This is a genomic window from Fulvivirga lutimaris (genome assembly GCF_009711525.1).
In the GTDB taxonomy this organism is placed as follows: Bacteria; Bacteroidota; Bacteroidia; order Cytophagales; family Cyclobacteriaceae; genus Fulvivirga; species Fulvivirga lutimaris.
In genome coordinates this window covers 11,239-32,376 of the sequence record NZ_SMLV01000408.1, presented here as the reverse complement: position 1 = coordinate 32,376, position 21,138 = coordinate 11,239, and the positions used below count along the sequence as shown (strand labels likewise).

Genomic DNA, 21,138 nt, shown 5'->3' with positions numbered 1-21,138 from the left:
CTTCTTTGAAGTTATTTAATAATATGGTTTCTGTTATCAGCTCATAGACACTAAGCTTTCTTCCAAAACCTTGATTTTAGCCTGAGCATCTTCCATTTTCTTCTTCTCCATGGCTACTACTTGCTCTGGCGCATTGTTTACGAATCTCTCGTTACTTAGCTTCTTCTCGATACTTTGAAGGAACCCTTTTGTGTAGGCTAGCTCTTTTTCAATTTCTTCCTTCTCTTTCTCTAAGTCTACAGAGCCTTCAAGTGGTATGAAGAATTCATCGCCAGTTAACACAAAACTTACGCTATTCTCTACTTTTTCATTTGTCACCTCAAAGCTGGAAAGATTACTTAGTTTCTGAATTACAAAACTGAAAGTGTCGAATTTACTGAAATCCTGACCTTTAACTTTTAGTGTTAATGGCTCTTTCTGAGCAATCTGCTTGGCGTTTCTAATATTTCGCACATTGCTGATCACTTCAAAAGCAAGCTCTGCCTCCTTTAGAATTGTGCTATCAAATTCCTGAGCTTTAGGCCACTCACTCACTATAATGCAGTCCGTGTCTTTTCTGTCACCTAATTCATGCCAAAGTTCTTCTGTAATAAAGGGCATAAAAGGATGTAGCAACTTCAATATCTTTTCGAAGAACTTAATAGTAGCTTCCTTAGTTTGAGCATCAATCGGCTTTTGATATTCAGGCTTGATCATTTCCAGATACCATGAGCAGAAATCTCCCCAAATCAGTTTGTAAGTAGACATCAATGCATCAGACATTCTGAACTTGGAGAAGTGATCTTCAACCTCGGTAAGAGTTTCGTTGAATCGTGCTTCGAACCATGCTATAGAAGCTTTGTTACCTTCTCCAGATAATGTTGAGTCAACTTCCCAACCTTGAACTAATCTAAAGGCATTCCATATTTTATTGGCAAAGTTTCGTCCCTGTTCGATAAGCTTCTCGTCATACAAAAGGTCATTTCCTGCCGGTGAGCTGAAAAGCATTCCCGTTCTTACTGCATCAGCACCATGTTGAGCAATTAGGTCTAATGGGTCTGGTGAGTTGCCTAATGATTTAGACATCTTTCTTCGCTGTTTATCCCTAACTATACCTGTTAGATATACATCTTTAAATGGTTTTTCTCCAGTATACTCATACCCTGCGATAATCATTCTTGCTACCCAGAAGAATAGTATCTCAGGTGCAGTAACCAATGTAGCTGTAGGGTAATAATAATCCAATTCTTTGTTTAACCCCTTGGCAATTTTTCCATCCTTGAAATATTGGTCATCAAAGCCTTTGAATACCTCTAATGGAAATAACCAGGAAGAGGCCCAGGTATCAAGTACGTCTTCATCTTGCTTTAAGTCTGACAATGTAAGACTGTCATTACCACTTTTAGCTTTAGCTAATTTCAATGCTTCTTCAATAGTTTCTGCTACTACATAGTCATCTTCATTAGAGCCATAGTAATAAGCAGGAATTTGCTGACCCCACCATAACTGTCTTGAAATGCACCAATCCTTCACATTTTCCATCCAGTGGTTGTATGTGTTTTTGAACTTAGGAGGGTGCAATAATATTTCATCATCCATCACAGCCTTGTGTGCAGTTTTTGAAATGTCTTTCATTTTTATGAACCACTGAAGGGAAAGCTTGGGTTCAACAACAGTATCAGTTCTCTCAGATCTACCAATTCTTGTGGTGAAATCCTTTTCGTCAACAAGAAGCTCTGCCTCTTTTAAGTCTTTTACAATCTGCTTTCTGATCTCAAACCTGTCTCTACCAACGTATTTAGAAATCTCACACTTCTCATTTAAAGTACCATCATCATTAATGGTGTCTATGATTTCGAGATTATGTCTTAATCCAATTTCGTAGTCATTAGGATCATGCGCAGGAGTTACCTTCAAGCACCCTGTTCCAAAATCAAGCTCTACATATTCATCACCAATTATCGGAATCTCTCGATTAATGAAAGGTACCAAAGCCTTTTTACCGATAAGGTGTTTAAATCGATCATCAGCTGGATTAACAGCAATAGCTGTATCGCCCATGATAGTTTCTGGTCTTTGTGTGGCAATCACAACACACTCATCACTATCCTTCAATTGATATTTAACAGAATATAATTTAGAAACTTCCCCACCTTCGCGATAAAGAACTTCTTCATTGGATACTGTAGTTTTTGCTTCTACATCCCAGTTTACCATTCTAAGACCACGGTATAGGTAACCTTTGTTATATAGGTCTACAAAAACCTTTATTACAGCCTTATAGTAATGGTCATCCATTGTGAAGGATGTTCTGTCCCAATCGCATGAAGCACCGAGTTTCTTTAATTGTTCAAGAATAATACCGCCATACTTTTCTTTCCACTCCCAGGCATGAGACAAGAATTCTTCTCTTGTAAGATCGCTTTTCTTGATGCCTTGCTCTCGTAGCATTCTTACTACCTTAGCTTCGGTAGCAATTGAAGCATGGTCGGTACCGGGTACCCAGCAGGCTTCTTTACCTTCCATTCTGGCCTTTCTTATTAGCACATCCTGAATGGTATTATTAAGCATATGTCCCATATGCAGTACCCCAGTAACATTCGGAGGAGGTATGACTATGGCATACGGTTCTTTATCAGGATTTGGGGTAGAATGAAAAAAACCTTTTTCCATCCAATGGGCGTACCACTTGTCTTCTACTGCTGATGAATCGTATTTTGTTGATAATGACATATACTTTTTTGCTAAAAATTAAGGCTGCAAAATTATGTAATTTAAAACTATGGATGAACTTAAAATCAAATCAAAATGGCTGTAACTGTTATGCAATCGTTTCTTAAGTACGCTTAAAAAGTTAACTTTGCAGGCAAAAAATAAAGAATGATAAAAGCGAACAATCCTTCACTAAAATCTTGGGTAGATGTTGAAAAGGACTCTGATTTCCCTATTCAAAATTTACCATTCGGAATTTTTAAAACAGAATATCTGACTGCTGGTGCTGGTGTAGCCATTGGTAGCAACATACTGGACCTTACCTATCTCCATGAAAATGGATATTTTGATGGACTTGGGTTGCCATCGGGTGTGTTTAATCAGCAATACCTTAACGACTTTATTGGTCTTGGTAAGAAAGTAACAAGTGAAGTAAGAGGAAGAATATCTGAGCTTTTAGATATCAATAATGATGAATTGCAAGGCCACAAGGCTGATGCTGAAATGGCACTCATTCCAATGGAGGAGGCTGAAATGCTGATGCCTGTTAAAGTGCCTAACTATACAGATTTTTACTCAAGTATAGAACATGCTACCAATGTAGGCACCATGTTCAGAGATCCTGATAATGCATTAATGCCAAACTGGAAGCACTTGCCTGTTGGTTATCATGGAAGGGCTTCTTCTATAATTCCAAGTGGTGTAAATATTCATAGACCTAAAGGACAAACCAAAGCGCCAGATGCCGAACTGCCTTCTTTTGGTCCTTCTAAAAGGTTAGACTTTGAGCTAGAAACGGCCTTTATTACTTGTAAGCAAAATGAGCTTGGTGATAGTGTATCAACCAAAAATGCTGAAGATTTCATTTTTGGATTTGTTCTGTTTAACGACTGGTCGGCCAGAGATGTGCAGGTTTGGGAATATGTGCCATTAGGGCCATTCTTGGCTAAAAATTTTGCTTCTTCTATCTCACCATGGATAGTTACAATGGATGCGTTAGAACCATTTAGAACAGAAAGTCCAAAGCAAGATCCTGCTGTGCTTCCTTATCTTGAATATAAAGGGAAAAAGAATTTTGATGTTAATCTGGAGGTGATGCTTCAACCTGAAGGCGGTGAGGAGAATCTTATCTGTAGGAGCAACTTCAAATATATGTATTGGAACGTGAATCAGCAGCTGGCACATCATACGGCAAATGGCTGTAATATTCAGGTTGGTGATATGTATGGTTCAGGCACTATCAGTGGTCAAACACCAGATTCATATGGTTCTATGTTGGAGCTGGCCTGGAAAGGAACGAAGCCAATTAAGCTATCTGATGGAAGTGAAAGAAAGTTCGTAGAGGATGGTGACACAGTGATAATGAGAGGTTTTGCAGAGAAAGATGGAGTAAGAATAGGGTTTGGCGAAGTAAAATCTAAAGTTCTACCTGCTAAATAATATTGAATGCTAACCATTGATCCAAAGGATGTTTCTGTTCCTAAAATGCACGGCTATTTGTTAGGGGCTGTTTCTCCAAGACCTATAGCTTTTGCAAGTACTATTGATAAAGAGGGCAATGTTAACCTTAGCCCTTTTAGTTTTTTTAATTGTTTTGGTGCTAACCCTCCTATATTGATTTTCTCTCCGGCAAGGAGAGGAAGAGATAACACCACCAAGCATACCTATGAGAATGTGCTTGAAGTTGATGAGGTGGTTATCAATATTGTTAACTACTCTATGGTAGAGCAAATGTCATTGGCAAGTACGGAATATCCTAAAGGTGTCAATGAGTTTGAAAAATCAGGTTTTACACCTGTTGCATCAACCAAGGTTAAACCACCAAGAGTTGCAGAAGCACCAGTGTCATTTGAGTGCAAAGTGATAGAGGTAAAACCTATTGGCGGAAAAGCTGGCTCTGGAAATCTAGTTATTTGCGAAGTTTTATTGGCTCATATTAAAGATGAAATCTTGGATGATGAGCAGCGCATTGATCCGTTTAAGCTTGATGCTGTGGCCAGGTTAGGTGGAAACTGGTATAGTAGGGTGCAGGGTGATTCTATCTTTGAAATCCCAAAGCCGCTGACAACTTTAGGAATAGGGGTGGATCAAATGCCTGCTGAAATTAGAAATAGCAATACACTTACAGGTAACGACTTGGGTAGGCTTGCAAACATAGAAGCCTTGCCTAATAAAGATCAAATTGATACATTCATAGTTTCTTTGAATGTACAACCTGCAAGCATTGAACAAATACATTTACTCGCGAAAGAATATTTGCAAAAAGGAGAAGTGGACAATGCCTGGAAAATATTACTTAACAAGTGGTAAATGACCAAGTTTAGATTTGCGCTAGCCTTCTTTTTATTTTCAACCTGTTTCAACGGAATTTCATTTTCTCAAGATGCTGATAGCGTCAAACAACAAAAGAAGGTGAAGATAATTCCGCTGCCGGCTATTTTCTACACACCAGAAACAAGGCTAGGCTTTGGAGCACTTACCTCCTTTGTTTTTAACCTTGGCGACAAGACCACAACAAGGAACTCCAATTTTCAGGTGTTGGCTGCATATACGCTCAATAAGCAGATAATATTGCAGTCAAAGCATAATGTATTCACTAAAGATGAGAACCTTATATTTAATGGGGAACTGTCTTACTATGACTTCCCTATTCTTTACTATGGAGTAGGCAATGATACCAAAAAGGAGTTCGAGGAGAATCTTGAATATCAAGTGGTAATATTCCGGGAGCGGGTACTTAAAAAAATCAAGAATAACTTATTTGCAGGGGCTCAATATCGCTACACAAACCTTTATGACCTTAAGTTCGAACCCGAATTTCTAGTCGATGAGGAGACCAGGCTTAAGAGTCAGACCGGGGTCAATTCTGGATTAGGTGTTTCGGTGGTTTACGACAGTAGAGACAATGTGCTAAATGCCAGAGAGGGAGCCTTTATTGAGGTTTCCAATTTCTTTCATGGTAAAGGTCTTGGAAGTGATTTTATTTTCAACAGATATACAATAGATGCTAGAAAGTATTGGGCGATATCAGATAATGATGTTATTGCATCTCAGTTTTTTGGTGAGTTTAATACCTCGAACACTCCATTCAGAGAAATGTCTTTGCTGGGTGGAGAAACCATTATGCGCGGCTATTACAATGGACGATACAGAGATAATCAACAGATAGCAATACAAGGCGAGTACAGAAGACAGCTACTACCATGGCTCGGAGTCACAGCATTTTCAGCGTTTGGCGATGTAGCTTCAGATATTAGCAGTTTTGAACTGAGCGACTTTAAGTGGACTGCTGGGGGCGGACTCAGGCTAATGGTTAACAAATCTGATAGAATTAATATTCGAATTGATTACGGTATTGGCAACAATACCAGTGGCTTCTACTTCGCGTTTGCAGAAGCATTTTAAGCTTCGGAAGATTTGTCCTCCCTATTTTCGTTAATTTTAAGAATTGGATTAAACAAATTTTCACTATTTACGCAAACGTTTGCAATTAGGAGAGGAATCAATGTTTTATAGAAATAAAGTACTGTTTATGAGTAATTTATGATTTAAAATAGTGGTTTGCCAAAAATGACTCCTTAAAATGGATATTTGATTTTTCTTAGATTTTTTCAAAAAAAATTGCAACCTTTAGAATACTCAACCGTTTTATTATTTGGTTTACAGGTTGAAAATAATGAAAAGTGTTGGTCTCAAGTGATCAGCACTTTTCGTTTTTATAATCAACGATTTCCCACAGATTACGTATCCATCAGTCTAACAACTAAAAATTATGATGATGGATAAATTAAAACTAACATTTCTAAGTATTCTATTGGTGTGCTTCGCACTGACTACAGCTATTTCTCAGGATAAGAAAAAACCTAGTCCTCCAGATACAGCTGAAGGTAAAGTGGCAGGGGTAGATGTGAAGATTGATTATCACCAGCCTTCTGCTAAAGGAAGAAAAATTATGGGCGACCTTGTGCCTTACGCTAAGGTGTGGAGAACAGGAGCAAATGATGCTACTACTATCGAAATAAGTGAAGATGTGAAGGTTGAAGGTAAAACTCTCGCCCAAGGGAAATATTCTTTATTTACTATTCCAGGTGAAAAGGAATGGGTCATTATATTTAACAAAACTGCTAAGCAGTGGGGTGCATATGATTATGATGAAGCACAGGATGCTCTTAGAGTAAAAGTGAAGTCTGCTAAAACAAAGGATTTTGTGGAGACATTTAATATAGCTGTTGTGGACAATGGTGTTGAGATGAAATGGGAAAATACAAAGGTTAAATTTGCATTGTCTAAGTAAAAAATATTAACTTGATACAAGTAGGAGGCTGTTAATTAAAAACAGCCTCTTTTTTTATATTTAAAAGTATTAAATGTCTGTTTATTGAAATCAAAGGAGAAAATAATAATTGGTAGGTATGATGTTGTAGACCTGCCACTGCTAGAGTTATTTGGGTTAAATGCAAAGGTTGATACAGGAGCCTATACTTCTGCAATTCATTACCATCATGCAGAGATTATTGAAAAAGATGGTGCTGAGGTATTACATTTTACCTTGTTAGATCCCACTCATCCTGAATACAACGATAAAAGCTTTTATTTCCAAAAGTTTAGGAAAAGAGTGATCAAAAATTCTTTTGGTCAAAGTGAAGAGAGATTCGTAATTGAGACGAATATTGAGATCTTTGGAAAAGTTTTTTCAACTGAATTTTCATTGAGCAACAGAGGCAATTTAAAATTCCCTATATTATTAGGGAGGAAGCTATTGAGTAAAGGGTTTATAGTAGATGTAGCCAGAACAAATTTATCACACAAACTAAAAAAAGCATAACATGAGAATTGCAGTACTTTCGAGAAATGCCGATTTATATTCAACTAAAAGACTGGTGGAGGCAAGCGAGTTACGGGGACATGAAGTGGAGGTAATAGATCACTTGAAATGTACTATAGTAATGGAAAAAAACAGGCCATCTATAATATACAAAGGAAGAAATTTAGATGATTTTGATGCGGTAATCCCAAGAATTGGAGCTTCAGTCACATTTTACGGCTCAGCAGTGGTACGTCAGTTTGAAATGATGAAAGTATTTACTGCGGTGGAGTCGCAAGCGCTGATTAGATCAAGAGACAAACTGAGAAGCTTACAGATACTTTCTAGGGCTGGGCTGGGACTGCCTAAGACAGTGTTCACAAATTATTCTCGAGATACAGATGATATTTTAAATGCAGTTGGTGGTGCACCCGTCATTATTAAATTGTTGGAGGGTACACAAGGTTTAGGCGTTGTATTGGCCGAAAATCAAAAGGCAGCGGCTTCGGTGATAGAGGCATTTCATGGCTTAAAGGCGAGAGTAATAGTGCAGGAATTTGTGAAAGAAGCTGGTGGTGCCGACATCAGGGCATTTGTAGTTAATGGCAAGGTAGTGGGGGCTATGAAACGTCAGGCAAAGGAAGGAGAGTTTAGATCAAACTTGCATAGAGGAGGCAGTTCATCAATTATAAAATTAAAACGTTCTGAAAATGCAGCGGCAATCTTAGCTGCTAAAAAGCTAGGCTTAAGTGTTGCTGGTGTTGATATGCTTCAGTCTAAAAGGGGACCGTTAATTCTTGAAGTAAATTCATCTCCAGGATTGGAAGGTATAGAGAAGGCCACAGAGATTGATATTGCAGGTAAAATAATTGAGTTTTTGGAGGCGAATACGAAGAAGCCAACGAAAAGAATTCAAAAAGATAAGATCAACGCATGATCAAAACTGACATGATCATTGATGGCCATAAAATTGAGCCAGGGCAAAAGCTACAGATCAATGCACTGATAGCTAGATTGCCAACCAGAACGCCCATTAATATTCCTGTATTTGTGGCTAGATCAAAAGTTAAAGGCCCAACACTTCTTATCATGGCAGGTGTTCATGGTGACGAGACCAATGGTGTAGAAGTCCTGAGAAGAGTAATCGCCAATAAGGATTATATTCCGAAGAAAGGAGCTGTCATCGCAATTCCGGTTTTCAATGTTTATGGTTTCATAAATCACTCGAGGGGCTTGCCTGATGGTAAGGATTTGAACCGTTCTTTTCCTGGTTCTAAATCAGGATCATTAGCGAGTAGAGTAGCACATTTCTTTACCAATGAAATTCTTCCTCAAATCGATTATGGACTGGATTTTCATACCGGTGGAGCGAGCCATAACAATTACCCTCAGGTAAGAGCCATGTTTGAGCATCCTATGGAAATGGAACTGGCCAAAGTTTTTGGTGCACCTCTAATTATAAAATCTGCTTACAGGGAGAAGTCATTAAGAAAGACAGCTGCAAAGGCTGGAAAACCAATGCTCGTATTTGAAGGAGGCGAGACCCTGCGCTTGAGAAAAAGTGCAATTGACAATGGAGTTAATGGTATATTGCGTGTAATGAAACACCTTGGTATGAGAGATGATGCACCTCCAATTGAGAAGGAGCCCATATTTATCAGCGAATCAACCTGGGTAAGAGCAAAGTATGCTGGCTTGCATTTTTCCCATGTTCGCAATGGTAGCAAAGTGGAAAAAAATCAGGTAATAGGCGCAATAACCGGACCTTATGGTCAATTTGAAAAGAAAGTGAAATCACCGATGGATGGAGTAGTTATTGGAATAAATAACTATCCTGTAGTTAATATGGGAGATGCCCTGATGCATATAGGTAAAGAATGATTTGTTGCATAGATGAATAAAGAATTAAAACCATATCACTCGGCTGTTAAGAAGATCATAGAAAAGGATCTTATTGATGTGGTTTATCAAAGGCTTGATCAGCAAAAAGAACTTGTAGAAACTGCCAAGAAAAAGCTAAAAAGTATCAATGGCAAAAATGCCAAAGATGAGAAGAACCTGAAGGCCTATGCCGATTATAAGGCCGACATGATGGATATCACCTCTGCGCTATCTAAGTCAATTCTGCCAGATCTAAATACTGAATTTCAAACATTTAACAAGGCATTTGATCACTATCTGGGATCATTGCCAGAACGTATTTCCAAAGAGCAACTAGAGGAACGTTTTAAGACTCAGCCAACTGACCATTGGAGACTGAAATTTTTAAAGGCATTTAAAAGAACAAACTTCTGGATTTCTAAGAGGCCTCAACACTTTAGCAATTGGGTTCGAAAACTAAGAAAGAAACCTGTCGTGCCAGTGCAGTATTGGAGTCATGATATTCATGTTCAGGATCTGGTTAGGTATTTTCTAAGAGCTCGATTTCTACTTTCGCTTAAAACGGTAATTGATAAATATTACCAGTCAGTAACGGCAACAGGTTTAGCGATCTGGGAAGAGGATGTTCAAATAGATAAGTGCTATGCAGTACATATTCATGATGCTGAAAAAGATGCGCCGAGTGGCGATAAGAAGAATGACCTGAATAAAATTGGCGGTCTAATTGATGAGGCAAAAACATCAATTGCTGAACTAGTAAATAAGGCGTTTGAAGATTCCTGGATTGATTTTGAGAGTTCTTATACAAAAGCCGGGACCATTGAATTTCCAAAAAGGAAATACTCTAAGAGAAGAACTAATAAGAATCTTAAAAGAACTTTAAAACAATATAATTCAACCAACAGAGGATGGAGTAATACTGTTAATGGTCTAACTGATGACTGGGAAATTGACCTTGAACTGTATCAATTGATGTTTGAGGGTTTTCATGAATACCACTCGGTAAAGGCAAAAATCAATAAAGCCGTTAGCACTAATATTTTTGATCAACTTAAGGGAGTACGAGCATTTTTAGAAACCTCCTGCGAAGCAATTAAAAGTAACAAAGCGAGTCTTCAGAGTGCATTAGAAAAGGAATTGGCGGCTATTAACAAAGATCTTAAAGCCGTGACTTCAAGTGCCAATGACTTTATTCTTGATCAGGAATTGGCTGAAATTGTTAATAGTATTGAGGCCAAAATTGTTAATGCTCTTGAGAATGTAAGCACTAAGAGAGCTATTATAAAAGGCAGTGATTTCACAACTGCAAGCCGAAGTTCTCAGGTTAGTTTTATTTCACCTAATGAGCTAATAAACTATGAGTGTGCTCCAAAATTAATTAAAGTTACTACAGCTGTTAAGTTCAATATCATGGGGCTTATACAGCAAGCTCAGGATGCTTTAGGTCAAATAGTTGATGTTGCAGCCTTTAATGTCTCTTCAGCTTTATCTGTTTTGAACGATGAGAAGGATAATGAAAAGTCAAAGACTATTGCTGTTGAAGGGTTAGGGCGGTCCATTGATCAGTTTGAAAAAATCAAATCTAACCTGGAGAGCATTGAAACAGAGTTGTCAGAAACACTGTTGCCGGGCATAAAAACCTTTGGTGTTGATTTAGTTAAATTCACCAATAACGAAAATATTCTTGAGTTAAGGATGCGTATTGCCAAGGGCAAAGCAGCCGAAAAAGGCAAGGAACTCAAGCTTCTGATTATCAATACAATTAAGAATTTTATTCCTATTCTGGTTGATAAGACCGTCAAGCTATATCGCAAGGCCGAAGGTTATATCAAAACGAATTTTAAGAGGTTCGGAATTGTGTCCAGTCAGGAGGCCATTACTACGGAACTAGCCGATTTCCTAGCTGAATCTGAGAAGTCCATTGCTGCACTTCCATTCGTTTATCAGCGTTTGTTTAGGGTTGCTGCCTTAGAGGATGCTAATTTTTTTGAGGGACGAAGTGTTGAGATTAATAAATTGAATAAAGCTTATAACCAATGGATGCAGGGTAGGTTTTCTGCAACCATCCTGACAGGAGAAAAGGGGGCAGGTATTACGAGTTTACTTAACTTATTTTTAAAGGACCTTGGCTCAAGCAAAGAAATTGTGAGAATGGTTTCTGTAAATAATATTAGTACAGAGACAGAGTTTTATGGTGCTTTTGATAAGTCATTGGGCAGCAAAGGATTTGATTTTGATAAACTGGTTAACTTCCTTAATGAAGGACCTAAACGGATTATCGTAATTGAGAATCTGCAGAAGCTGTACCTCAAGAAGGTTGGAGGCTTTAAGAACATCAAGCTTTTAACGGAGTTGATTTCTTTAACCCGAGACAGTGTGCATTGGATTGTAGGCTGTACGCAATATGCCTACAATTATCTGGAAAAGACCATTAGTATTTCAGACCACTTTAGTTATAATATTCGTCTTGAAGACCTGTCATCTGAAGAGATAGTAAAAATGATAGAGAAGCGCCACCGAGTGAGTGGTTATAACCTGATTTTTGAACCAAGAGCGGAAGATCTTAAAAATAAAAAATACAAAGGGTTGAATGAAAAAGGAAAGCAGGAATACCTGAAAGAGGAATTTTTTACTCATCTCAATAAGATAGCCAAGAGCAATATAAGTATAGCATTAATCTACTGGCTCAGGTCCACGAAGCACACCTCTGACAATGCGATAGAAATAGGGTCAATAAGTAGTATGGACTTCTCCTTTTTGAAGACTCTATCAAACCAAAAGTTATTCTTGCTTACCATGTTATTATTGAATGATGGTATGACGGAGGATGAGTTGATACTGGCAACAAATTATAGTGTGCAGAAAAATAGAAGTATTATTTATCCACTGTTTGAGGATGGTGTAGTAATTAAAAAGGATGGGGTGTTTTATATTAATCCACTCCTTTATCGTCAGAGTGTAAATCTACTTATGTCTAAAAATATTGTACATTGATGGCAAATATCAAACTCCTTATATCTTCAATGAGTGCAAATTTTCAGGCTTCTGATTCTGTAGCTGCTAATCCCGTCACTCCCAAGGCAGATACCGTGGCGAAGGCTGCTGAAGGATCTGGTTCATTAATAGAAGATGTTTCTAATACTCTGCAGCCACCATCAGTGGTCGATCTTATTTCTTTTGGGAATATATTCTGGGCAATTGTTTTTATCGCCATTGGTTATTTCGCCATTAGGTTCATTAGTTCCGTTTTACAACAATTTGCTGAGCGAAGTACCAGATATAGAATAACCATAAAAGGCCTGATTCCGATAGTTCGAATTTCTGGTTGGATATTCACATTCTTTATTGTCATAGCGGGTATTTTTCAGCCCCCAATGGAGACTTTGCTTACCGTAACGGCTTCCATAGGTTTGGCCATAGGTTTCGCTGCTCAGGATATTATAAAGAACATTTTTGGAGGAATTATGATCCTGTTTGACAGGCCCTTTCAGGTGGGAGATAAGGTGGAAATAGGTGAATATTATGGTGAAGTAGTGGAAATTGGCCTGAGGTCTACTAGAATTGTGACTGCTGATGATTCTCTGGTGAGTGTGCCTAATGCTGAAGTTATGAATACTTCGGTGTCCAACTCCAATACCGGAGAACCCAATTGCCAGGTGGTGGCAGAGCTGTATCTGCCCATTACTGTTGATACTGAAAAAGTAAGAGCTGTTGCCATAGAAGCGGCACAAGTTTCACGGTTTATATATTTGAATAAGCCAATAGCTGTACTGTTTTTTAATGAAGTAAAAGAGCGCAGGTCTTATCTCAAAATGAGATTGAAAGCCTATGTCTCTGACATCAGAAATGAGTTTGCTTTTAAAAGCGATATGACCGAAATAGTGATGCGCGAGCTTATTAATTCCGGCTTAGTTGACCCTGATGATTTAAGATAAACTTAACTAAGTGTATCACTAATTCTTTTTACAAAAGAAGATGGTTTCATTAGCTGGAAGCGCATATTTTTTGATCTGCTCTTTTCCAAGTTCGTCTATAAAACGGTCTTCTATAACCTCAAAACCTGCTTGCCTAATCCTGTCCGGATAGTCATGACCATAAAGCCTTACGTGATCATCCTGGCCATAAACACTTTCTCTTTCCTTGGGGTCTACAATACTTTTATCCTCATAAGTAACGCTACCAACCGGGCTAAAAAATGGAACCTGCATAATGGCCCAACCTCCGGGTTTTAGCACTCTGTAAATTTCACTCATAGCCTTGATGTCATCCTCTACGTGCTCCATTACGTGATTGCACATAGCAACATCAAAAGTATTTTCTTCAAAAGGTATATCATGAACATCCATTTTTACTTTGGCCAATGGTGACTCAATATCAGCCGTGATGTATCCGTCCTTATGCTGCTTTGCAAAAGCTTTCATAAAACATTGCTCAGGGGCAATATGTAAAAAATGTAACTGCTCATTGAAGAAGTTCGTCTTTTGCTTAAGATATAACCATAGTAGCCTGTGTCTTTCCAGTGATAGCGAGTCCGGGCACAGTGCATTAGGTCTTGGGTTTATCCTACCATAAGGCAAAAATTTGCGATAACTGCGATCGATGATTGGACAGGTAACTTTGTTGCCTCTAAGAAAAAGTCCAATGATCTTCATGGTAGGACCACTTACCAGCTGAATGTACTTTCTAGGCACATTTCTCAATATAAAACTTATGATGCTTTTCAAGATGCCGCAAAGATATAAAAATTGGCTTCCTGCATTAAAAACAATTAAATTATATGTGTGGCGTTAGCTTTATTCAATTGGTAACTAAAAACTTAGTCGAATTACATAACTTTGGTTAGAAATAATATAACAACAAATGAAAAAAAAGGTCATAATAGGTGGAGGAGCAGTGATTGCTCTTTTGCTAGTCATCTGGTTCTTCTCAGGTGGCGCCAGCGATGTTCAGGGTGAAGTTTTTGTAGAAGCTAAGCGCGGAACTTTTAAAGTAGAGGTTACAACCACAGGCGAGCTTGAAGCTGAGAAATCAGTTAAGATTCTCGGCCCTTCGGGTTTAAGAGCTGCCCAAATTTGGCAGGTAAAAATTGATCATATTGTCGATGAGGGTACTGTAGTTGAAAAGGGCGGTTATATAGCACGCCTTGATCAGTCTGAGTTATCCGACAAGATCCAGAACAGGCAAAACGAACTGCAGCAAAGCCTGTCGAAATACACACAAACTAAGCTTGACACGGCTCTGGAACTTAGAGCTGCCCGCGATGAGCTTATCAATTTGAAATATGCTGTGGAAGAGAAGGATATTATATTATCTCAGTCTCAATTTGAGCCTCCGGCTACTATTAAACAAGCTGAAATTAACTTAGCCAAGTCTAAAAGAGAGTACGAGCAAGCTAAAGAAAACTATAAATTAAAGTCTCAAAAAGCTGTAGCTCAAATGCAGGAGGCAGCTGCCGAGTTAGCTGATGATCAAAGTAAGTTTGATTTTCTTGATGAAATAAGAAAGAAATTTACAATTACTGCCCCGGAGCCTGGGATGGTAGTTTACCAAAGAGAGTGGAATGGAAGTAAAAAAGGTGTTGGTTCAACTATTGGTGCCTGGGATCCTGTTGTGGCTACTTTACCAGATTTGTCTACCATGATTTCCAAAACTTATGTTAATGAAGTAGATATCAGATCGATAAGTCAGGGGCAAAATGTGAATGTTGGCCTTGATGCTTATCCAGACAAGAAACTTACAGGAAAGGTGACCAACGTTGCTAATATTGGAGAACAAAAACCAAACTCAGACAGCAAGGTTTTTCAGGTGAGTATTCTGATAAATGAGACTGACACAACACTGAGACCCGCTATGACTACTTCTAATAATATTATTGCTGAAAGCATTCCTGATGTTGTTTTTGTGCCGCTAGAGTGTCTTCATAGTCAGGGGGATTCAATAACCTATGTGGTTAAAAAAGATGGGCTGAGCTTTAATAAGCAGGAAGTAATTGTTGGAAAGATCAATGCAAATGAGGCGCTGATTGAAAAGGGTGTGGAAGCAGGAGAGAAGCTTTATTTATCAGTTCCAAAGGATATGGAAGCTGCCCCTATAGCTTTTCTAAAAGAAGAGGAGAAGAAGACTTTAGCTAACCAGTACTAAAATCTTCTTTCATGTATACAAATTTACTTTCGAGTTTTTATATCGCATTTGATGCTGTATTAGCAAATAAGATGCGCTCCATACTCACTGCTTTGGGTATTATTTTCGGTGTGGCGGCTGTTATTGCCATGCTGGCCATTGGTAATGGTGCCCAAAAGGAGATACTTGAGCAGATAAAATTGGTAGGAGTTAACAATATTGTAATCACGCCAATAGTAGAGCAGAGCGAAGAGCAGGTAGAAGCCAGCCAAACTTCGAATAAGGACGATAAGAACTTTTCACCCGGTCTTACCTTGGAAGATGCCAGAAGCATAGAGAAGATTATTCCCGGCATAGGAAAGTTGAGCCCAGAGATTTTGCTGGAGACTTACATCATCAAAAATGGTATTCGCAGAACATCAAAATTGGTAGGTGTTGAAAATAACTATTTCGACATTTCTAACTTTACCTTAGACCAGGGCAAGTTTTTCAATGAAGAGCAGTTGCTCAAAGGAGAAGCGGTTTGTGTTATTGGCCAGGGTATTAAATCTAAATTTTTCAGCACTGAAGATCCTATCGGTAAAATGATAAAGGTGGGTGCCCATTGGTTGATGGTTGTAGGAGTACTAGAAGAACGATTGATCAGTGAGAAGAGCATGGCTAATCTGGGTATCAGAAATTATAACATGGATGTCTATGCTCCTTTAAAAACAGTATTGATCCGCTATAAAAACAGATCTCTGATTACAGAAACTCTTATTAAAAGGGCCTCTAATGAGAATAGGGGTGGTAATAATGAAAGCAGTGAGCCCAAGCAAGCTGTCAACTACCATCAATTGGACAGGTTAGTGATTCAGGTTGATGAAACAGAGAAGATGCTGAGTATTTCTGAAATAGTCTCTCGACTATTGAAAAGAAAACATTTTGAGACCGTTGATTATGAAATTACGATACCAGAATTATTGCTAAAACAGCAGCAACGGACAAAGAACATCTTCAATTTTGTTTTGGGTGCTATTGCAGGCATTTCTCTTTTGGTAGGTGGTATCGGCATTATGAATATCATGCTGGCCTCCGTTTTAGAGCGCATAAAAGAGATTGGTTTAAGACTGGCCATTGGAGCAAAGAAATCAGACATCGTTAGCCAATTTGTTTTTGAGGCTGTAATGATCAGCGTATCAGGAGGAATTATTGGAATTATCCTTGGCGTTACATTGGCCTTTGTAGTTTCTGAAATTGCTGAAATACCAACTATTATTTCAGCATCATCTATCATCTTATCATTTGGAGTTGCAGCCACAGTGGGTTTAATTTTTGGAATTGCCCCTGCCAGAAGAGCTGCTCAACAAGACCCTATTTCATCTTTACGATATGAATAATATAAAATACTCATTAGGAATTATTCTAATGCTGCTGAGCAGTATTGTGTTTGCGCAAAAGAGCCAATTCACTTTAGAAGACATAATAAACCGATCTATAAACCAATCACCCGCTGCCAAACAAGCCGAAACAAGGAAGGAAAACAGGTATTGGCAATATCGATTTTATAAATCCAACTATAGTCCGCAGCTCCGTCTGAATGGTACTTTACCGGATTATAACCGTGATTTCTTTAGTAACAGGATTGATGATGGTACAATAGTTTTTCAAAGCAGGGAGCAGATTAGTTCATTTGCCAATTTAGGAATTCAACAACCACTCTATTGGACTGGTGGTAATATTTCCATCAACTCTAATCTCAATTATTTTGATGATTTGGAGCGTAATATTAATCAGTATAACTCAACGCTTTTTAATGTTAGGTTGAATCAACCTTTATTTGGGTTTAATGATTTGAAATGGGATAGAAGAACAGAGCCCTTGCGTTTTGAAGAGTCTAAAAGGGAATATGTAGAGCAAAAGGAAGCGATATCAAGAACAGCCGTTGATCGTTTTTTCACCTTCCTTGATGCACAGATCAACCAGCAAATTGCTGAGTTTAATTTGGCCAATAATGACACCATTTATAAGATAGAGCAGGGCAGGTATAACATTGGAACCACCTCAAAGGATAAACTACTGCAGGTAGAGCTTCAGCTTTTACGGTCTCAGCAGGATGTTGCGCAGGCTAAGCTAGACATGGAGACTGCCCGTTTACGACTTAGGTCATTTACAGGCTTGATGGATGAGCGTGAGTTTGAGTTAATCTTGCCTGAGTCCATACCGGAGTTTGATGTTGAATATGCTGATGCGTTGAGTCATGCACAAAATAACCGAGCGGATTTCATAGCCTTCGAGAGGCGAAAGATTGAAGCAGAGCGAGAGGTGGCACAGGCCAGGGCAGAGCGTTTCCAGACTGATATGACAGCTTCGTTTGGTTTGAATAATGCAAGCGATAATTACGATGAGCTCTACACTAACACCAACAATCAGCAAAGATTTAATGTGAGTTTTAATATTCCGCTCATAGACTGGGGAAGAAATAAAGCAAGGATGAGAACGGCCTTAGCCAACCAAAGATTGAACGATTATGTGATAGCTCAGGACGAGCAAAATTTTGAGCAGGAGATATTGACAATGGTGCGTCAGTTTGAAGTTTTAAGAGTCCAATTAGAGATTACAAAGAAGTCTGATGAAGTAGCTCAAGAGCGTTATAAAGTGGCTCAAAATCGCTATTTGATAGGAAAAATTGATATTACTAACTTGAATATTGCTTTAACAGAAAAGGATAATGCTAAGCGAAGTTATATTAATTCTTTGCGCTCTTTTTGGTCAGCTTATTTTGATTTGAGGAGGCTGACACTTTATGATTTTGCAAGTAAACAGCTATTATATACACCAGAAAGCAACTAGGTGATAGAAGGAAACAAATTTGTCGGAAGACGACAAATTTGTTTTTTATTTTTGCAAGTGAATTTTTATTTTCTATAATTGCTCAAGAATTCATTCACATCAGTGATTGATTTATAAAGAAGTGTGGAGAGACCAAGCTCTATGAAGCACTAGCAACCGCCAAAATGGAAAGGTGCTAAATCTTGGTTCAACTGATACAGTTGAAGAATATAAATTAAGAACAATGACTAATCATTTTACTTTTCCGATTCAACGATTGTCAGAGACTTCTGCTGTAGTCTGCTGCTGTTGTTGCTGTTAATCTCTGTGCCGATCTGATAAGATTTCAGATCCCAGATTGACGTTTGCTAAGGCTTAATCCATAAGCCTGTTTAAAAAATCCTTTTTTCTATTTCTTAAAAAAACTGAGTGATCATGGCAATAATGATAACTGACGAATGTATTAATTGCGGGGCTTGTGAACCCGAATGCCCTAACACCGCCATCTATGAAGGAGGTGCTTTATGGACCTGGGCTGGCGGCACCTCTTTGCAAGAGGTGGAGCTTGAAGACGGTGCTATCCAATCTGGCGATGAAGAGCAGGAACCTGTTTCTGACGAATTCTACTACATAGTTTCTTCAAAATGTACTGAGTGCATGGGCTTCCATGAAGAGCCTCAATGTGCTGCTGTGTGCCCGGTAGACTGCTGCGTGCCTGATCCTGATTATGTGGAAGAGGAAGAAGAATTATTAGCCAAAAAAAGCTGGTTACACAATGAGTAATGACTACAAACATTTTGATACCAATGCGGTAAGAACCGAGTTGGAGCGTTCGCAAAGAGCACATTCCAGTGCCATTTTTATGAACTCAAGCTTTGCCTTTGATAACTCAGAAGAGGCAAGAGCCATGTTTGCTGATGAGGTGCCAGGTGATATCTATACCAGATATACCAACCCTAACACTACAGAACTGATTCAGAAACTGGTTAACCTTGAAGAGACTGAGGACGGTATTGCAACAGCCTCGGGTATGGCGGCCATGTTTACCGCTATGGCCGCATTGCTAAATTCTGGAGATCACATACTGGCTGCAAGGTCTCTATTTGGATCAACACATCAGATTCTTACCCAGATATTTCCGAAATGGGGTATCTCCCATACTTATGCCGATTTGGATAAACCTGAAGAATGGGAAAGCCTATTGGAGAAAACCACCAAAGTCATTTTTGTAGAAACCCCTTCAAACCCGGGGCTTGATTTGGTTGATTTGGAATGGCTAGGTAAGCTGGCAAAAGAGCATAACCTGACTTTGATAGTTGACAATTGCTTTGCTACACCTTACTTGCAAAAACCTGCCAACTATGGTGCTGATTTGGTTTGTCATTCTACTACCAAATTTATTGATGGACAAGGCAGAACCATTGGAGGAGCTATTCTTGGGAAAAGAGAATTGATTGAGAAGGTACGCTTCTTTTCACGACATACAGGGCCGTCACTCTCGCCATTCAATGCCTGGCTGTTGGCCAAAAGTCTTGAAACACTCCCTATCAGAATGGAAAGGCACTCTGACAGTGCACTCGCCATTGCCGAATATCTTGAAGGGCATCCAGAGTTTGTGAATGTGAAATATCCATTTCTTAAATCACACCCGCAATATGAGTTGGCCAAAAAGCAAATGACCATGGGTGGGGGTATTATCACCATTGAGCTCAAAGGAGGATTGGAACGTGCCATTGAGTTTATTGATAACCTCAAAATGCTGTCTATAACGGCAAATCTTGGAGACACCAGAACCATAGTAACGCACCCAGCAACCACTACACACGCTAAGCTTACCAGCGAAGAGCGTGACAGAGTGGGGATAACTCACGGGCTGATAAGAATTTCAGTAGGGTTGGAAAACATCAACGACATTCTAGAGGACATTGAAAATGCTATTAAGCTTTCTAAACCTCAATTAGTAAAAACATTAACCAGATAATCATGAGTATTACAATATCTGAAAAGGTAAGTCCGGCCGCTAAAAAGGACATTATAGAACTTGACACTAAAATCAATCGCTTTAAGAGTGGCGAAATAGATGAAGAGAAATTCAAGCAATTTCGATTGACCAGAGGTGTCTATGGGCAACGCCAGTTCGGTGTGCAAATGTTCAGGACGAAATTTCCTTATGGAAAAATTACTCCTACCCAGCTGATAAGAATGGGTGAATTGGCAGAGACCTACACCAACGGAAATTTACACCTGACTACCAGGCAGAATATACAGCTACATTATATCAAGTTGGAGGATACTCCAGAGATTCTTAACAAGATGGAGGAAGTGGGCATCACTGCTCGTGAGGCTTGTGGTAATACTGTTAGAAATATAACAGCTTCTTCTATTGCTGGAATTGATCCTGATGAGCCATTTGATGTAGCGCCTTATGTGGACGCAGTTTTTAACTACTTTCTGAGAAACCCTTTGTGCCAGGAAATGGGAAGAAAGATAAAAATCGCCTTCTCATCGAGCTATAAAGATTCGGCATTCACTTTTCTTCATGACTTTGGTTTTATTCCAAAAATTAAGGCTAATGTTCGTGGCTTTAGAGTAGTTGTAGGTGGCGGGCTAGGTGCGCAAAGCATGGTGGCACAAGAAGCTTTCGATTTCTTGCCGGCTTATGAATTGATACCCTTTATAGAGGCGGGATTAAGAGTTTTTGATCGCTACGGTGAGCGAGAGAAGCGATATAAAGCACGTTTGAAATATTTAATTCAGGATAAAGGACTTGGACTTGAAGGTTTCTTGAAATTGGTTGAAGAGGAGCGCAAAGCTCTAAAAGCACAGCGGAT

General features: G+C 38.9%; 17 protein-coding genes and 1 riboswitch. Of the genes, 15 read left to right on the top strand and 2 right to left on the bottom strand.

Going from position 1 to position 21,138, the window contains the following annotated elements; translation table 11 throughout:
* Window positions 1–36 precede the first annotated feature (36 nt).
* Window positions 37–2,712: a valine--tRNA ligase gene (locus tag E1140_RS14790; RefSeq protein ID WP_155185415.1), complete on the bottom strand. Its 2,676-nt coding sequence runs from the start codon at window positions 2,710–2,712 to the stop codon at window positions 37–39.
* A gap of 147 nt (window positions 2,713–2,859) precedes the next feature.
* On the opposite strand from E1140_RS14790, the gene fahA reads away from it, so the two are divergent.
* The 9 genes from fahA (at window position 2,860) to E1140_RS14745 (ending at window position 13,311) form a co-directional block, all read left to right on the top strand.
* Window positions 2,860–4,131, top strand: a complete 1,272-nt coding sequence (gene fahA, locus E1140_RS14785; RefSeq protein ID WP_155185412.1) for a fumarylacetoacetase — start codon at window positions 2,860–2,862, stop codon at window positions 4,129–4,131.
* Window positions 4,132–4,137: 6 nt separating this feature from the next.
* On the top strand, window positions 4,138–5,001 hold the full coding sequence (locus E1140_RS14780; RefSeq protein ID WP_155185409.1) for a flavin reductase family protein: 864 nt from the start codon (window positions 4,138–4,140) through the stop codon (window positions 4,999–5,001).
* On the top strand, window positions 5,002–6,096 hold the full coding sequence (locus E1140_RS14775) for a BamA/TamA family outer membrane protein (RefSeq protein WP_155185406.1): 1,095 nt from the start codon (window positions 5,002–5,004) through the stop codon (window positions 6,094–6,096). It begins immediately after the preceding gene.
* Window positions 6,097–6,469: 373 nt separating this feature from the next.
* Window positions 6,470–6,985, top strand: coding sequence for a DUF2911 domain-containing protein (locus E1140_RS14770; protein ID WP_155185403.1), 516 nt, complete (start codon window positions 6,470–6,472; stop codon window positions 6,983–6,985).
* 84 nt (window positions 6,986–7,069) lie between these two features.
* Window positions 7,070–7,516, top strand: coding sequence for an ATP-dependent zinc protease family protein (locus E1140_RS14765; protein ID WP_155185400.1), 447 nt, complete (start codon window positions 7,070–7,072; stop codon window positions 7,514–7,516).
* Between the two features lies 1 nt (window position 7,517).
* A complete protein-coding gene (rimK, locus tag E1140_RS14760; RefSeq protein WP_155185397.1) occupies window positions 7,518–8,432 on the top strand; it encodes a 30S ribosomal protein S6--L-glutamate ligase in 915 nt (304 codons plus the stop codon).
* On the top strand, window positions 8,429–9,376 hold the full coding sequence (locus tag E1140_RS14755; protein WP_155185395.1) for a succinylglutamate desuccinylase/aspartoacylase family protein: 948 nt from the start codon (window positions 8,429–8,431) through the stop codon (window positions 9,374–9,376). Before rimK ends, E1140_RS14755 begins: the two co-directional genes overlap by 4 nt.
* A 12-nt stretch (window positions 9,377–9,388) precedes the next feature.
* On the top strand, window positions 9,389–12,370 hold the full coding sequence (locus E1140_RS14750) for an ATP-binding protein (RefSeq protein ID WP_155185392.1): 2,982 nt from the start codon (window positions 9,389–9,391) through the stop codon (window positions 12,368–12,370).
* Between the two features lie 29 nt (window positions 12,371–12,399).
* Complete coding sequence (locus E1140_RS14745) at window positions 12,400–13,311, top strand: mechanosensitive ion channel family protein (protein ID WP_246202955.1); 912 nt, start codon at window positions 12,400–12,402, stop codon at window positions 13,309–13,311.
* A gap of 18 nt (window positions 13,312–13,329) precedes the next feature.
* Here E1140_RS14745 and E1140_RS14740 read toward each other — a convergent pair whose 3' ends face one another.
* Complete coding sequence (locus E1140_RS14740) at window positions 13,330–14,100, bottom strand: class I SAM-dependent methyltransferase (protein ID WP_155185386.1); 771 nt, start codon at window positions 14,098–14,100, stop codon at window positions 13,330–13,332.
* 136 nt (window positions 14,101–14,236) lie between these two features.
* Here E1140_RS14740 and E1140_RS14735 point away from each other — a divergent pair, with 136 nt between their 5' ends.
* The 6 genes from E1140_RS14735 to E1140_RS21560 all read left to right on the top strand — a co-directional run.
* On the top strand, window positions 14,237–15,517 hold the full coding sequence (locus tag E1140_RS14735; protein ID WP_155185383.1) for an efflux RND transporter periplasmic adaptor subunit: 1,281 nt from the start codon (window positions 14,237–14,239) through the stop codon (window positions 15,515–15,517).
* An 11-nt stretch (window positions 15,518–15,528) separates the two neighbouring features.
* A complete protein-coding gene (locus E1140_RS14730; RefSeq protein ID WP_155185380.1) occupies window positions 15,529–16,875 on the top strand; it encodes an ABC transporter permease in 1,347 nt (448 codons plus the stop codon).
* Window positions 16,868–18,328, top strand: coding sequence for a TolC family protein (locus tag E1140_RS14725; protein WP_155185377.1), 1,461 nt, complete (start codon window positions 16,868–16,870; stop codon window positions 18,326–18,328). The genes E1140_RS14730 and E1140_RS14725 overlap by 8 nt, the downstream gene beginning before the upstream one ends.
* Before the next feature lie 108 nt (window positions 18,329–18,436).
* Window positions 18,437–18,544, top strand: a riboswitch (SAM riboswitch).
* A 198-nt stretch (window positions 18,545–18,742) separates the two neighbouring features.
* A complete protein-coding gene (locus E1140_RS14720) occupies window positions 18,743–19,090 on the top strand; it encodes a 4Fe-4S dicluster domain-containing protein (RefSeq protein WP_155185374.1) in 348 nt (115 codons plus the stop codon).
* A complete protein-coding gene (locus tag E1140_RS14715; protein WP_155185371.1) occupies window positions 19,083–20,288 on the top strand; it encodes a trans-sulfuration enzyme family protein in 1,206 nt (401 codons plus the stop codon). The genes E1140_RS14720 and E1140_RS14715 overlap by 8 nt, the downstream gene beginning before the upstream one ends.
* Window positions 20,289–20,290: 2 nt before the next feature.
* Window positions 20,291–21,138: nitrite/sulfite reductase (locus tag E1140_RS21560; protein WP_185153610.1), on the top strand; the 848-nt coding region annotated here is incomplete at its 3' end.